Annotated in this window: 19 protein-coding genes; 13 read left to right on the forward strand and 6 right to left on the reverse strand. The window is 70.2% G+C overall.

Going from position 1 to position 13,958, the window contains the following annotated elements:
* Window positions 1–221 precede the first annotated feature (221 nt).
* Window positions 222–560: a hypothetical protein gene (locus B0I28_RS26395; RefSeq protein WP_106366865.1), complete on the reverse strand. Its 339-nt coding sequence runs from the start codon at window positions 558–560 to the stop codon at window positions 222–224.
* Between the two features lie 117 nt (window positions 561–677).
* Between B0I28_RS26395 and B0I28_RS26400 the strand changes: the two genes are divergently transcribed.
* Both B0I28_RS26400 and B0I28_RS26405 read left to right on the forward strand, forming a co-directional pair.
* A complete protein-coding gene (locus tag B0I28_RS26400; protein WP_106366866.1) occupies window positions 678–1,337 on the forward strand; it encodes a ParA family protein in 660 nt (219 codons plus the stop codon).
* Window positions 1,327–1,761 carry a hypothetical protein gene (locus B0I28_RS26405; protein ID WP_146148259.1) on the forward strand — a complete coding sequence of 145 codons (435 nt, stop codon included), beginning with the start codon at window positions 1,327–1,329 and terminating at the stop codon, window positions 1,759–1,761. The genes B0I28_RS26400 and B0I28_RS26405 overlap by 11 nt, the downstream gene beginning before the upstream one ends.
* A gap of 268 nt (window positions 1,762–2,029) precedes the next feature.
* On the opposite strand, the gene B0I28_RS27015 is transcribed toward B0I28_RS26405, so the two are convergent.
* Together B0I28_RS27015 and B0I28_RS26420 are read right to left on the reverse strand one after the other, a co-directional pair.
* A complete protein-coding gene (locus B0I28_RS27015) occupies window positions 2,030–3,301 on the reverse strand; it encodes a hypothetical protein (RefSeq protein ID WP_146148260.1) in 1,272 nt (423 codons plus the stop codon).
* Between the two features lie 275 nt (window positions 3,302–3,576).
* Window positions 3,577–4,161: an NUDIX domain-containing protein gene (locus B0I28_RS26420; RefSeq protein WP_219927008.1), complete on the reverse strand. Its 585-nt coding sequence runs from the start codon at window positions 4,159–4,161 to the stop codon at window positions 3,577–3,579.
* A 198-nt stretch (window positions 4,162–4,359) separates the two neighbouring features.
* On the opposite strand from B0I28_RS26420, the gene B0I28_RS26430 reads away from it, so the two are divergent.
* The 9 genes from B0I28_RS26430 to B0I28_RS26465 all read left to right on the forward strand — a co-directional run bounded on the left by B0I28_RS26430 (window position 4,360) and on the right by B0I28_RS26465 (window position 11,017).
* Complete coding sequence (locus tag B0I28_RS26430) at window positions 4,360–4,755, forward strand: hypothetical protein (protein ID WP_106366870.1); 396 nt, start codon at window positions 4,360–4,362, stop codon at window positions 4,753–4,755.
* Window positions 4,752–5,201: a sigma-70 RNA polymerase sigma factor region 4 domain-containing protein gene (locus B0I28_RS26435; protein ID WP_106366871.1), complete on the forward strand. Its 450-nt coding sequence runs from the start codon at window positions 4,752–4,754 to the stop codon at window positions 5,199–5,201. Before B0I28_RS26430 ends, B0I28_RS26435 begins: the two co-directional genes overlap by 4 nt.
* Window positions 5,198–5,662 carry a hypothetical protein gene (locus B0I28_RS26440; RefSeq protein WP_106366872.1) on the forward strand — a complete coding sequence of 155 codons (465 nt, stop codon included), beginning with the start codon at window positions 5,198–5,200 and terminating at the stop codon, window positions 5,660–5,662. The genes B0I28_RS26435 and B0I28_RS26440 overlap by 4 nt, the downstream gene beginning before the upstream one ends.
* Entirely contained in the window at window positions 5,659–5,823 is a 165-nt protein-coding gene (locus B0I28_RS27545) for a hypothetical protein (protein ID WP_181245988.1), read from the forward strand. The genes B0I28_RS26440 and B0I28_RS27545 overlap by 4 nt, the downstream gene beginning before the upstream one ends.
* Entirely contained in the window at window positions 5,820–6,137 is a 318-nt protein-coding gene (locus B0I28_RS26445; RefSeq protein ID WP_106366873.1) for a hypothetical protein, read from the forward strand. The genes B0I28_RS27545 and B0I28_RS26445 overlap by 4 nt, the downstream gene beginning before the upstream one ends.
* Window positions 6,134–7,558, forward strand: a complete 1,425-nt coding sequence (locus tag B0I28_RS26450; RefSeq protein ID WP_106366874.1) for a hypothetical protein — start codon at window positions 6,134–6,136, stop codon at window positions 7,556–7,558. Before B0I28_RS26445 ends, B0I28_RS26450 begins: the two co-directional genes overlap by 4 nt.
* Before the next feature lie 126 nt (window positions 7,559–7,684).
* A complete protein-coding gene (locus tag B0I28_RS26455) occupies window positions 7,685–7,918 on the forward strand; it encodes a hypothetical protein (RefSeq protein WP_106366875.1) in 234 nt (77 codons plus the stop codon).
* Window positions 7,915–8,946 (forward strand): hypothetical protein, encoded by a 1,032-nt coding sequence (locus B0I28_RS26460; protein WP_106366876.1) that lies wholly within the window; start codon window positions 7,915–7,917, stop codon window positions 8,944–8,946. Before B0I28_RS26455 ends, B0I28_RS26460 begins: the two co-directional genes overlap by 4 nt.
* A 70-nt stretch (window positions 8,947–9,016) precedes the next feature.
* Entirely contained in the window at window positions 9,017–11,017 is a 2,001-nt protein-coding gene (locus B0I28_RS26465) for a hypothetical protein (protein WP_106366877.1), read from the forward strand.
* A 349-nt stretch (window positions 11,018–11,366) separates the two neighbouring features.
* Here B0I28_RS26465 and B0I28_RS26470 read toward each other — a convergent pair whose 3' ends face one another.
* The gene (locus B0I28_RS26470; protein ID WP_106366878.1) at window positions 11,367–11,876 is read right to left on the reverse strand and encodes a hypothetical protein; all 510 of its coding nucleotides are present in this window, start codon (window positions 11,874–11,876) and stop codon (window positions 11,367–11,369) included.
* Between the two features lie 239 nt (window positions 11,877–12,115).
* Between B0I28_RS26470 and B0I28_RS26475 the strand changes: the two genes are divergently transcribed.
* Window positions 12,116–12,748: a recombinase family protein gene (locus B0I28_RS26475; RefSeq protein WP_106366879.1), complete on the forward strand. Its 633-nt coding sequence runs from the start codon at window positions 12,116–12,118 to the stop codon at window positions 12,746–12,748.
* The gene (locus B0I28_RS26480; RefSeq protein ID WP_106366880.1) at window positions 12,745–13,125 is read left to right on the forward strand and encodes a hypothetical protein; all 381 of its coding nucleotides are present in this window, start codon (window positions 12,745–12,747) and stop codon (window positions 13,123–13,125) included. Before B0I28_RS26475 ends, B0I28_RS26480 begins: the two co-directional genes overlap by 4 nt.
* A gap of 58 nt (window positions 13,126–13,183) precedes the next feature.
* Here B0I28_RS26480 and B0I28_RS26485 read toward each other — a convergent pair whose 3' ends face one another.
* Together B0I28_RS26485 and B0I28_RS26490 are read right to left on the reverse strand one after the other, a co-directional pair.
* On the reverse strand, window positions 13,184–13,489 hold the full coding sequence (locus B0I28_RS26485; RefSeq protein WP_106366881.1) for a hypothetical protein: 306 nt from the start codon (window positions 13,487–13,489) through the stop codon (window positions 13,184–13,186).
* Window positions 13,486–13,704, reverse strand: a complete 219-nt coding sequence (locus tag B0I28_RS26490) for a DUF7557 family protein (protein WP_146148261.1) — start codon at window positions 13,702–13,704, stop codon at window positions 13,486–13,488. Before B0I28_RS26490 ends, B0I28_RS26485 begins: the two co-directional genes overlap by 4 nt.
* Window positions 13,705–13,958: the final 254 nt, after the last annotated feature.

The following is a 13,958-nucleotide window of genomic DNA, read 5'->3' on the forward strand; positions in this document are numbered from 1 at the left end:
GCCGGGCGCCGGCGGTGCCGGGGATCGCCGCGGCCGCGGAGCCGACACGGTCCTCGCCGTCGCTGCCGGGCGCCCCTGCGCCCACCCGGATCCGCTCGGGCCGGTGGTCGCCCGCGTCCGCCTGGCCCTCATTGCGGTTCGCGTCGCCCCAGGCCACCGATCTGTTTTCGGGCCGGTGGCGTCCTCCTGGCGCTCGTTCCCGTATCTCCGGAGTCCCGTACTTACGGAGATACGGGGGAAGCGGCGCCAGGGGTCGCCTGGTTCCGCCTGTCCGCTGACTGCTCGATGGCGGTCACGATCTCGGTGTAGGCGCGTTGGCGCCGGGCCGCGGAGGAGAGCTCGGCGGCGCGGGCGGCGTCGGCGTCGGCACCGACGCGGGCCGCGACGGCGATCGCGGTGGCCTCGGTGCCGTCCGCTTCGGCGGCGCGGGCCAGGTCGGCCAGGAGGGCGCTGCAGTGCCGGTAGGCGCGGGGGGACTGGGGCCACCGCTGCACTTCGCTGTCGGCCACGGCCAGGTCGGCGTTCAGGGCCCGCACCGCCGCGTTCAGGGTTTCGCTCATCGCCCCAGGCTCCCAAGCGCCGACGGCGCGGCCGCGCAGCGGCGTGTCGCGGACCGGCCCGTAAGCCCGTACTTACGGGGATACGGGAGTACGGACATGCGGGTTTAGGATCCGGGCATGGATGCTACGAAGGTCATCACGACCGCCAACTTGAAAGGGGGCACCGCCAAGACGACGAGCACCGTCTTCTTGGCGGAGGCCTTCCGCCGCGAGGGCTACCGGGTCAAGATCGCCGACGCCGACCCCCAGCAGTCCTCCCTGGACTGGGCCGGGCTGGAGACGCCGGTCCTCGGACTCGCGACCGCGACGCTGCACCGGCAGTTCTGGAACGTGATCGACCGCGACACGGTCGACGTCGTCATCATCGACACCCCGCCGGTGGAGGCGAACAAGGGCATCGTCGCCTCGGCGATGCGCGTCGCCACCGACATCCTCATCCCGATGGCACCGACGATGATGGAGCTCAAGCGGTTCGGGCCGGTGTGGGACACCATCGCCGACGCGGCCGGCTTCCGCGACGACGACCCCGACGTGGTCGTGCTCCTGAACCGGACCGTGGCGAATGCGGCCTCGACCGAGGTCATCCGCGCCACCCTGGAGGGCCAGCAGCGGATCGTCCTGGCGACCGAGGTACCGCGCCTGGAGCTGTACGCGCAGGCCTTCGGCCAACCGGTCCCCAAGGACAAGCACTACGCCGCGGTCGCCGACGAGTTCCTCGCCAGGTGGGGCTGGAAGGCCGTCGACGGAGAAGAGGAGGCCGTCCTCGATGGCGAGTAAGCCGAGCCGGGCGCAGCAGCTCGCGGCCCAGGCGGCGGGTGTCGCGGCCATTCCGCAGACTGAGGAGACGCCGCCACCTGCGGATACTGAGGCCCGTAACTCCGTAAGTACGGAGTCCCGTAAGCCATCGGTGGTCAAGAAGGCGGCGCCGAAGGCGGCCCAGCGGACAACCGCGGCGGCGAGGCCGGCTGCGGCGTCGACGCGGACGAAGCCGGTCAAGTTCACCGTCGACCTGGCGCCGGTCGAGCACCGGAAGCTGAAACTGTGGTGCGCTCAAGCGGCCGACCAGCTGGAGCTGCCGGAGGTGGCCGCTTCCGAGGTCGTGCGGGTCGCGATCGCGCGGATCCAGTCGGATCCGGTCTTCGCCGAGCAGGTCCTCGCCGACCTCGCCGCGAACGGCGGGAGCCGGCGCGGGTGGGCATGACCCACTCCGAGACTAACGAGACGGGCTCGGCCGACACGGCGTCGGCCGAGCTGTCCACCCTCGGTGCGCTCCTGGTCCGCACCGCCGCGGCCGCGGTCGAGGGTCGGAACCTGCGCCTGTCGGCGGCCAGCCGTGTCCATGCGGTGCCTGGAAGCGCTCAGCGGCCCCCAGGAGGCGTGAGAACACCCGGCGGGTAAGGAACCGCCCCCGGCGGCTGTGAGCCGCGCAGGGGCGATTCTGGGGTCAGGGGAGGCGGTTTCGAGCTGGGTCAGGCGGCGACCCGCAGCGGAAGCTGGTCGCGCTGCTCGTGCTCGTCGGTTTGAAGCCATGGCAGCAACTTGTGCTTCGGTCGGCTCTCGGCCCACCGCTGCGCGGCCTCAGCGGTCATGCCGAGCTCAGTGGCGCGGTCGGCCGCGACCGCACGGACCTGGTCGGTGGTCATGGCCGGAAGCACCGAGGCAACGCGGGGCGCGGGCACAGTGGGCTCGGCGAGGACCCCGGCGTCTTCGGCTTCGGTCCGGGCCTGGGCAAGGATCTCCTCGTCGATCTGGTCCATCCACGCCTCCACGGTGTGGAGCCGGGCCTTGTTGAGCCAGGTTGTGATGCGGGTGAGCTGCCAGTCCTGGTCGCGGAACAGGCGGTTGGCCCGGTCGATGGCGTCTTTGAGGATCCAGTTCTTGCCTGCGTCCGCTCGGCCGGTGGGCGGCTCCTCGGTCTCCAGGGCGGTGACGGCCTTGCCGAGGACGATGTCGGGCCTACGAGTTCCGGCGTTCGTGCGGCCTCCGAGGCGGGCCTTGAGCATCTCGTAGGTCCAGCCCGCGTCCAGCAGGATGGTGATCCGTGCGGCTAGGGCGTCCCGGTCGGAGCGGTCCAGCCGGAGGTCGGCTTCGGGGTCGATCGCTCCACGGATCACTGAGTGGGCGTCTTCGAGAAGCTCCTTCACACACACCGGGGCCTGATCCCCGGCGGGCGGCGGGTCGACCGCGGTGGCCGGGTGTGTGTGGCTTTCCCTTGTGTTGTCTTTCCCTTGAACTACCTTTGGGCCGGATTTTCCAAGCTTGGTTTTTCCAATCTTGGTTTTTTCCGTTTTGGCTCCGACCTGCGATTTCTCTTCGTTGACAGGGGTGTTTTCGCTGGTGGAGGCCAGATTGGCATTTTCCGGTTCTGGACTGCCCCCAGCAGCCGCGAGGGCGCGGGCGAGCTCGCGGAACTCCGGTGGTGGGATCAGCTCCCAGAACGCGTCGCCGAGTTGGCCGAGCTCATTACGGTCCCGGCGGCGGTTGAGAACATCGCGAGCCTCTAGGCGCTTGCAGATCGCGTTGATGCGGTCCACGCTGCACGACAGCCCCTTGGCCGCGAACTTTGCACTGAGCGGCTGACCGGGTTTGTGAGATAGCAGCCACGTTACGAGCCCGAGCTCCTCGGGCTTGAGGCTCATGCGCGCGTAGGGGTGCGGGACGCGAATGTGCATCCTGTTCAGGGTCTCCCAGTCGTCGCCTAGCAGGAGAGTGAACCCGGAACGATCGGTGGTGGTCATCATGTCCTTCCCGACATGTGCGCCGAAGTCGCGACCACCGATACACTGGGAACTGATCAGGTTCGGTTCGGTGGTCGTTGACGTCCATGTACTGAGCTAGCGGGGTCGAGTTCGCAGCTCGACCCCTCTTTTTGTGTGTGCTGATCGTACTCGTGGGCAGTGTGTCCTGCGTGTCTGGTGTGTCACTGCTCCGCTACTGGCGAGAAGTTGGGACTGTCCCTCGGGCCTGCGGGAGAAAACCCCCACAGACCCCTTCCGTTCGTTGGGGTGCTCATGAACTACTCCGTGAACTCCGGTTCCCGGAGGGCTTTAGCAAGGTAGACGAGCACCGGCTCGTACAACCCTGGCAGCAGCTCCTCGGCCTCGCTGAGCGAAACCCAACGGACCTCCTCAAGCTCTTCCTTGTCGCCGACCTCGACTTGCGTGCTCCCCACTGGGGCGCACGGCATGTAGATCATCGTTCGGCCGGTCTTGGGGTGGACCCGCTGGCCAATTGGGCCCGCCGCCGACACCATGATCGTCAGCTTTGCCTCTTCCTCGACCTCACGAATGACCGCTTCCTCGGCGGTCTCCATTGGCTCCACCTCGCCGCCGATGAAGGTGTACGGGGGCTTTCCGTCGTTGCGCTTGCCCACCAGAACCCCCTCGGCGCTGGTGATGATGGCGAGCACGATTGGGCGCTTTTCCACAGGCAGTCCTAGCTGTCGTCGCAGGTCATTGGGGTCCCATTTGATTTTCCCGCCAGGCGTTGTCCAGGTGGCCTGGACCTTCCCGGACTTCTGCCACCGCCAAAGGGTCGCTGGGTCGACCCCGATGAGCGCGGCAGCCTCCGGGGTTGAAAGCAGCTTCTCGTCTTCGTCCATGCCGCCCATCGTGCCACATGATGCAATCAAAATCCATCCTTGCGATTGCATTGACAGGCATTCGCGTGCATGATTACAGTGATTGCAATCAACGCAATTGCATCCGTGACGATCGTTGCGGGTGATGCGAGATACGAGAAAGCCCTGGTCAGGGCCGTTACCCCTGACCAGGGCGCGACATGAGGAACTGGAGTCCCAATGTCAGACGAGACCGTACAGGTTCTCGCCGCGATCGGCGCGGCTGAGGCTGAACACCTGGACACGTCCACTGATGACCTGCTGTTGCAGGTCACCTCGGAGGAGGCGCACTGCATCCCCCCGGTGAAGCTGCGCGCCGACAAGAAGCTCGAGTTCATGGACCGGTGGATCGCTCCGGAGGAGTCCCACCCGCACATGCTCCAGCACCGGTACGAGGAGCGGGTCGCGATGGTCGCCGCCCGCCTCTGCGCGCCGTGCGCGATCAAGACCGAGTGCCTGGCGCTCGCCGCGCGCCTGCCGGGCTACTACAACGGCTGGATCCGCGGCGGCCTGACGCCCGCGCAGCGCGCCCTGACTCTCGACGACCTGATCGAGACCGCCGGGGAGGGTCGATGAGCACCATGCGCCGCCGTGCCATCCCGGTGACCTGCCCCATCTGCCAGGGCCCGCACTACGCCTCGACCTGCACGTCGAAGGCCGACGCCCTGGCGGCGCGCGCCGCCGGCGGCGACACAGCCGCGCTCGGCGAGCTGTTCGCTGCCCTCCAGTACACGGTCCTGGACCTCGTCGCTGACCGCCTGCCCGGCCGATTCGGCGTCCACGCCGAGGACGCCGCGCAGGACGTGTGGGTCGAGGTCTGCGAGTGGATCGGCCTGGTCGAACCCGAGGGCTTCGTCGCCTGGCTCGTGATGCTCGTCGACGAGGTCGCCGAGCGCTACCTCCCGCGACCGGCCCCGGTCGCGGCCGCGCCGAAGGCCGCCAAGAAGTCCGGCCGGATCCCGAACCCGTTCGCGAGCCCGCTGCGGCTCGCCGGCCTGCGCCTGGCGGTGAGTGCGGCATGAGCGATGGACGCTTCAACCAGGTTGTCGCGGCCCTGAAGGACCGCGCGACGGTCCGCAGCACCGAGACCCTGTTCGGCCCCGACGCCGAGTCGGCCGAGTACATGGCGCAGATGCTGGAGAACTCCGGTCTGCTGGGCCCGGCCGACGAGCACGGCGGCCGCGAGGTCTGCCAGAGCGCGGTGCGGTACTGGCTGCGCGCGTACGACTTCAAGGCCCGGCTCGACGGTGAGCGGGTGCTCCACCAGTCCACGAGCAACGACCTGCGCTCCACCATCGACGCCCTGGCGAAGGTGGTCGGCGCCCACGAGGATGCGCAGCGCGAGCTGCGCCTGGCCCGCGGCGAGATCCTCAACCTCAAGCAGCGCCGCGACGCCGCGTACTGGTCGGCCCTGGCAGCCTTCGGCCTGCTGGTCCTGACGCTCACCGCGCTGCTCCTGGTCCTGCTGGGGGTGATCGCATGAGCCGCCGGTCCCGCAACGCACTCCTGGACAACGCCGTCGCGATCGTCGGCTGGATCGCCGTGGCCGCCCTGGTCGCCGCGCTGCTGGGCTACCGGCAGGCGTGGGCCGTGGTCGTTGCCTGCCTCGTCGTCCAGCTCCTCGCAGGGGGGCGGATCCGATGAACAGCAAGGCGAACCAGTCGCCGTTCGCGGGCACTTTCGTGCCGACGCCGCGCAACGCCGCCCACCGCCGTTCGATGCTCATCGACGCTTTGGCCTACCTGGACATGAAGGCGACCCACTCGCTCATCGTGTTCCACCACGCCACGCAGGGCGAGGTTACCGACGCCATCGCGCAGACCGAGCACACCGCCGACGAGGTCGGGCAGGCCCTGGCCGCCTGGCTCCAGACGGACGCCCCGTCCTACCTGGACTCCAAGACCCGCGGCCGCCTCATCAACTTCCTGACCCAGCCCACGCTCTTGGAGCTGTCATGACCACCGACAACACGCTGACCGGGCCGAACGAGCCCGACTTCGACTGGAGCGCGGCCGAACGCGACCTGGCGACCGGTATCGAGGCGCTGCCGCATCCGCGAGTCGCCCCCGAGGACGCCCAGGGCCTGGCCGACATGCTCGGCACCGACGTCGACGACGCGGAGGAGGTGTGCCTGGACTGCGCCGCGGAATCGGCCGAGGAGTCGCGCATCGCCGCCGAGGCGGCGGCCGAGGCCGCACGTGAAGCCGCTGCGGAAGCCGTCGCGGCCGTACGCGAGGCCGACGCCCTGGCCGAGGCCGTCCGGGACGTCGACGACGTCCTGGAGGGCCTGGACTCCGACGCCGACGCGCACCTGTGGCCGGTCATGGTCGACGAGAAGGGCCGCCCGACCACCGAGACGGCGATGCCGAACCCGGTCGCGATGCGCCTGGCGCGGCGCCGCGCCGAGGCGACCTCCGAGGCCGACGTCGACGCCCTGGCTGAGGCGATCTCCGAGCCGGAGGCCCGCGAGATCATCCACCGCGCTGCCGACCTGCGCGGTTTCGAGCGCGACCTGGACGCGAAGGTCGCGCGCCGCCGTGCCGAGCTGGCCTCGCGTGGCGCGCGCCTCCAGGCCGAGCACGAGGCCAGCGTCGCGGACGCGCGCCGCCGCCAGGAGAACCGCCTCCTGGCGGCCCTGGAGCGCCAGGACCGCGCCCTGGACCCGACCACGGCGATCGTGCGCCTGGCCGCCGCCGAGCGGTGGGTGCCGATGATCGCCATCCTCCCCGCGGTCCTGGCCGCGGTCCTGGGCGCGGTCAACGTCGGGGTCTCCCTCGACCACCTGTCGCCCTCGACGCACGTCATCAACTGGCTGCTGGAGCCGCTGCTGACACTGCCGGTCATCGCGATCCTGCTCGCGCAGGTGCTCGGCGCGATCGGCGACGGCGACAAGAACCCGTTCCGCAATCTCGAGTACGGCCTGATCGTCGTGGCCCTGTTCCTGAACGTGGGCCTGCACGTCGCCGTCGACGGGCTCACGCCCGCTGCGGCGGTCTGGGCGATCGTTCCGGCTGGGCTCGCGATCTCGGCGTCCCTGGTCCCCAAGCTCATCAGATCGCTCCGCCAGGCCCTCGCCGACGCGGTCGTCGAGCCGCCGGCCGCCGCGCAGAAGGCCTTCCGCACCGCGCCCGCCGCGGTGGCGGCCGGGGCCGAGTACACCCGGACTGAGGGTGTACTCGACCAGGTCACGCCCGAGTCCAGGTCCGATGAGGAACTGGTCGTCGAGCTTGCCGAGGCCGTCCGCGACGGCCGGATCGACCCGCAGACGGGCCGGGCGGTCAACCCCGCCTCGGCCGAGTCGATCCGCCGCACGCTCAACATCGCCAAGAAGCGGGCGCCGGTGCTGCGCGACGCCTACGCCAAGCTCGCGGCCTCCTAGCCGCACCTCCGTGGGGCCGGTCAGCTGCTCGACCGGCCCCACCATCTGGCGAAACCCGCTCCGGCGGGTCCGGTGAGGGATGGCCTCCCGCCGCTGAGGAGTCCAGGCCACGAAGGAGCACCTGACATGGGGAAACGCCCACAGCCGCGGACCGCCGCCGAGTACGCCGACACGGCGGCCGCCTACCTGGACCTCGCGCGCCAGCACATGGACGCGATCGGCGTCGGCGCCGACCGCGACGACGCCGAGGCCGGTGCCGCGGTGGTCGAAGCGGCAGTCGCCCTCGCCGGCGGGCACCGCCAGATGGCCGAGTACCTGACCGTCGAGGCCCTCCGCAGACAGCACATGGAGACCCAATGACCAGCATCTTCGCTGACGCGTGGCGCGACACCCGCCAGGACGCGCGCCGTGGCGCGCGCCGCTGGCTGCGCCGCCACCCGGCGACGAACCTCTTGGCGTGGGGCGCGGTGACCGTGTCCTTCACGCTCCCGAAGAAGGGCCTGGGCGCCGCACACCGGGCCGCCTACAAGAAGCGCGTCACCACGACCGGGAAAGCAGCCCCGGTCACCGCGACCACCACCACCACGACCACCGTGACCGCCACGACCAACGGCGGGGCCATCAACCAGACCACGACCACCACCAGCACGACCACTACCGGAACCAGGGTGATCCACATGTCCAACACGTCCCGCCTGCTCGGCAGCGGCGACCTGGCCCGCGCCTACTCGGGCATCATCGACCAGATCAGCGCCTGGGCGCCGACCGCCGGCAAGAGCGCCCTGTCGACCGCCGACGCCTGCGTCGACCTCAAAGACGCGATCGGCCTGGTCGCGGCCGGGATCGACGACCTGTGCCTGACGTTCAAGGTCGGCAACATCGACCAGCGGGTGCGCTCGCGGATCACCGAGGCGGTCAACCTGATCGTCTCCGCCAACGAGCACATGAAGAAGGCCGGCGACGCGATGACCCGCCACCACGTCGACCAGATCAACCAGGAGGCCTCCGGCGTGCCGATGGCCGGGATGCCCGTCGTGGCCGGCGGCCAGTACCCGCCGCTGGAGACCCGCGTCCCCGCCTCCCGCGCGGCCCTGCTCATCAGCGCCTGGCTCCCCGAGCAGGGCAACGTCGTCAACGGCGTGTGGACCCACCTGGCGACCAACAAGTTCGCGCTCACCCTGTGGGGCCGCGCCCTGGAGGACCTCGCCGAACGCCTCAGCCGCTACCAGGTCAACCGCCAGGTCTGTGACCACATCAAGGACGCCGCAGGCGAGCTCAAGTCCGCCGGCGTCTCCCTGTTCGGCGCCCAGCGGGCGTTCCTCGGCCTCTACCAGAACCAGGGCAACGCCGAGGCCTCCGGCGCCACGGTCATCCCGATCAACAGCTAGCGACACCACGGCCGGGACGAAGGTCCAGTTCGTCCCGGCCAAGCCCCAGCAGCACTTCAAGGAGCACACTGTGACCACTGCAAACTCTACGGCCAGCACGGCCAACGTCCTGCGCACCACGGGGCGCGCGGTGAAGACGACCGCGAAGGCCTCGGCCGCGGCCACGCGGTTCAACGTCCGCCACTGGCGGCGGCTACTGCCGGTCCACGTCATCGCCGCCGGCGGCGTCGCCGCGGCGGCCGCGAACGTCTCGGTGTGGGTCTGGGGTCCGTGGGCGTGGCCGGTCGTCGCGCTCCTGGCCGTGATGCTGTGGATCTGGCTCGACGGGATCATCGGCGGCCTCGACCACTCCGTCAAGGCCCCCGCCGCCGCCCAGCTCATGTTCGGGACCGTCTGCACCCTGATCTTCACCTTCGCCGCCGGGTGGCTTCCGGCCTGGGGTTTCATCCTCGCGGTCGGCCTGGTCCTGGCCGTGTGGTGGTGGGCCGGGGACACCGTGTTCACCCGCTACACCGCCTCCGAGCGCCGCGCCCGCTCCCTCGGCGCCGCCCTCCACGCCCTCGGCGCGTGCGACGCCACCCGCGTGACCAGCTCCTCCACCAACGCCAAGGGCGACGTGGAGTACGAGGTGTTCATCGGCGACGCCGACCGGCCCGAGAAGTTCAAAGGCGAGGACATCGCCCACCAGCTGCACGTCGACACCGCCCGCGTCATCGCCCGGCGCCACTCGGCCGGGAACTCCCGCCGCATGAAGGTCACCATCCTCCACGCGGCCGCCTCCGCCAAGCGGAACATCCCCCACCCCGCGCTCGACCCGGCCAACCGCGTCGAAGGCGCGGCCTGGGCGCCGGGCTCGCGCTCGGTCCTGGACGGCCTGGCGATCGGCCGCATCCTCGGCTCGGTGGAGGATGTGGAGTCGTTCGCGCGGATCTTCACCTCCAACCCCGACGCGAAGTGCCTGGGGATCTTCGGCGGGACCGGCTCGGGCAAGACGAACACGAGCTCGTCGCTGCTGCTGTCGGCCATCGCCTGCGGCGACCTCGTCGTCTCCGGCGGCGACCCGGTCAAGATCGATCTCGGCGAGTACCTGCGCGCCGCGATGCACCGCCGCGCCGAGACCATCGACGAGGTCATCGCCGACCTCGAAGGCCTCGAAGCGCTCTCCCGCGACCGCATCCAGCGGCTCAAGACCATGCTCGACGCCGAGGGGAACCGGATGCGCAACTGGATCCCCACCCCTGAGCGCCCGGCCTTCCTCTACCTCATGGACGAGTTGACCGTGCTGCTCAAGCAGGCCAACGCCCGCCAGTACGACAAGCTCATCACCCTCATGGAGTCCCTGCCCAAGCACGTCCGCCAGGCCGGGATCGCCATCGGCTTCATCACCCAGTCCATCAACGCCGCCGAAATCCCGACCACCCTGACCAGCCAGTACGGCAGCAACTTCATCGGCCACCAGGTGAAGAAGGCGCACGACGGTGAGGTCCAGGGCTGGGACGTCAGCGTGACCGAGAAGGGCCTGCCCACCCGCGGCCAGTGCTGGGTCGGCCACCCCGACGGCGGCCACCAGCCCAACAAGACCCTTGCCTACGACTCCGACACCGCCATCACCAAGCGCCAGAAGGAATGGGACGCCATGATCGCCGAGTACGCCGCCGCCCGCCCCGTCATCTCCGAGCACGAAGCCAAGATCGTCGGCTGGCCCCGCACCGCCGGCGGCGACCTCGAACCCGCCCAGGCCACCGAGACCGCGCCCGAGGCGGCCCCGCAGGCCGCAGCGGCGTTCATCGACGCCGACGAGCTCGACGCCGAGTTCGGCGAGGTCGACCTTTCCGACGTCGACGGCGACAGCGCCGAACTCGACGCCGAGGCCATCGCCGACGTCCCCCACGCCGCCCGCGTCGTCACCGTCCTCCGCGAAGCCCAGGGGCCCCTGCCGGTCGGCGCCCTGGAGGAGAAGACCAAGGTCCCGCGCCGGACCCTCCAGCGGCTCCTGGGTCGCCTGTCCCAGGACGGGCTCATCATCCGCGAGGGCGCCTCCACCGCCACCGTCTACCGCCTCGCCGCCTGACCAGTCTGTCCAAGGCCGCCCCTTCCGGGGCGGCCTTTTCCATGCCCGGACCCCGGTTTTCGTCACCGTCAGTAATTGGCGCGGGTGCGCGCCACCCGCGCCAAACCCCAGGTCACAGCCGTGGCGCGCACCCGCGCCATTGGCACGCACCCGTGCCGAAAATAGGCTGAAACAGGGATAAACCTCTGAGGTTTGGCGCGCAATCGCGGCCCCCATATCCCCCATGCCCTGGGTGCGCGCGCGACACGGGCGCGCTCGACGCGCGTACCCGCGCGAATGTCACGCTGTGTAACGAGCGCGCGGGTACGTATGAGGGTGCGCGGCGGCCGCAGGAGCGAGGGCTCGGGCGCTAATCGCGGAGGATCTCGCCGGTGGCGGGGTCGAGCAGCTCCAGGCGCATCGTGACCGTGCGGTGCACGCCCTGCTGCATCATGGCCATGGCGCGGTGGCGGCCGCCGATGTAGAACGGCTTGCCGTCCTTCCAGTCGGCGACGGAGCCGTAGTTGATTGGCTCGCCGCCGTCGATGAGGCTCATGACCGCCTCGCCGAACCACTTGGTCGGTGGCTCGATCTCCTGCACGGTCGCGGTGACGGCGTCGACGAGCTCGTCGCCGACGAGCCCTTCGGCGGCCTTGGCCTCGACCAAGCCGATCGCGGCCTCCGAGACCTGCGCCCACGAGCCGTCGTGGAACCAGCAGCACAGCGTCGGGGCCTTCGGGAGTAGCCGGCGCACCGAGCGCGCGAACGGCCCGATGCCCCGCCGGATGCACGGCGGGTGCTCCAGCTCGGCGGGGTCGGGGTAGGGCAGACGCCAGACGGGGGTGACGTCGTAGAACCACCGCTCGATGTAATCGGCCACGAAGGGACTCCTCGGGGTCGCAGGGGAAGGACCGCTCCAGGATCCTGGATTCGCACCGCGGCCGCGACCCTCGTCGGCGGGCGCCGCGGTGCTTGTCCGGCAAATGGTCGCTTCGCGGATCCGGACCGGCGCCGCCGGCGGCGGCCCCGAACCCGCTCCCAGCCGTCCGACAATCCCGTCCGTCTGGAACGATGTCCAACAACCAACCGCGACCCGTTTCCCAGACACAGAGGGAGCCCATGGCGCTCATCGGCCTCGTCCGCGTCAGCACCGACAAGCAACGCACCGCCCGCCAGCACGACGCCTTGGAGAAGGCCGGCTGCATCAAGGTCTTCGAGGAGAAGGCCTCGGGCAAGCTCAAGCTCGCCGACCGCCCCGACCTCCAAGCCGCCGTCGAGTACCTGCGCGAGGGCGACCTGCTCTGCGTCCAGGAGGTCGACCGGTTCGGCAGGAACCTGATCGACGGCCTCATCGTCCTGGAGGACCTGTTCAGCCAGGGCATCCCCGTGAAGGTCCTGGAGGGCATCGCCGCCGGTGAGCACACCGAGCGGAGCTTCGTGCTCGACCTCGCCTTCGCGATCGCCGAGGACCGCCGCCGCGACATCGTTCGCAAGACCAAGGACGGCCTGGAGGCCGCCCGGAAGCGCGGCAACCGTGGCGGCCGGCGGAAGGTCATGACCGAGGAGATGACCGTCTACGCCGCGACGCTGCGGGAGAAGGGCTACACCCTGCGCCAGATCAAGCCGCACCTCCACTACAAGACCGCCGACGGCAAGACCCGCGAGCCGAGCCTTACCTCCATCTCCGAGGCGCTCCAGGAGTACGACCGGAAGGCCGCCGAGGAGGCCGAGGCAAGCGGAGCGGCGGCATGAGCGACGACGCGGCCGCCGAAAGGCCGGCCTTCTTCTCCCCCGAGATCGACGGCCTGGCGGCGAAGGTACTGGCTGTGGGAGAGGCCCACCAGAAGGCCGGGCTCGACGGCGCCGACCCGGACGGCGCGGCCGTCCTAGCCGTCCTCGGGATCGTGCGCGAGGGCCTGGCGCACGTCGACGAAGACGAGCTCGTGGCGATCGGGACGGCGATCATGCAGTGGTGCTCGGCCTGCTACCAACTCGGGGCGACCGCGAAGCGGATCCGCAGGCGGGACTTCGACTCCGGGCGACGGCTCGGCCGAGCCGAGGCCGCCGAGGAGACCGCGCGCCAGGTCTGGCTGCTGCCGCTCGCCGCGGCCGCCGCGCGCGGTGCCTGAGCACCGCCTTCCGACAGCACGAAGGGCCAGCCGTTCGGCTGGCCCTTCGTCATTCCGGTCAGGAGCTGGTGGCGGCGTGGAGGACACGGACGATGGAGCGAAGCTGCTCATTGGTGGCCCGGCCGACGACGTCCTTGATGGCGCTCGCGGGCGCGGTGTGGACGGAGACTGGAATGGCAAACAGGTGCTCGCCGGCGGCGTCGACGCCGATGACATTGGGCCAGGCCTCGGCCATCGACTCCGAGCGCACCACCGTGGTAAGGATGACCGTCGAGGAGACGGTGTGGAGCATGTCGTTGGAGATGACAACGGCGTAGCCGCCGGTGTCGCCGCGGCGGACGATCGCGCCGCGCTCGGCGGTCACCGGGGCGTCTCGCCGGGAATGGTCTGGACGCTCGCGCGGTAGTCGGCGTTGACCGCGGCGTCGACGTCGGGGTGGGCCAGGACGTCGCCGAGGCCGGCGAACGGGTTGTAGGCGGCGGTAAGTCGCTCAACCACGTCGCCGAGACTCTCGCCGTCCTGTTTGAGGGTCTCCAGGCGGTCGCGGACCGTGGAGTCAATCCGAATCGTCGTTTGCATGTATACGAGCATACGGCGATTCGATCGCCACGGGAACCACGGATCGACGGACGAGGCCGATGAGCGCCATGGGCTCCCTCTGTGTCTGGGAAACGGGTCGCGGTTGGTTGTTGGACATCGTTCCAGACGGACGGGATTGTCGGACGGCTGGGAGCGGGTTCGGGGCCGCCGCCGGCGGCGCCGGTCCGGATCCGCGAAGCGACCATTTGCCGGACAAGCACCGCGGCGCCCGCCGACGAGGGTCGCGGCCGCGG

This window comes from Glycomyces artemisiae (assembly GCF_003002955.1).
Classification (GTDB): domain Bacteria; phylum Actinomycetota; class Actinomycetes; order Mycobacteriales; family Micromonosporaceae; genus Glycomyces; species Glycomyces artemisiae.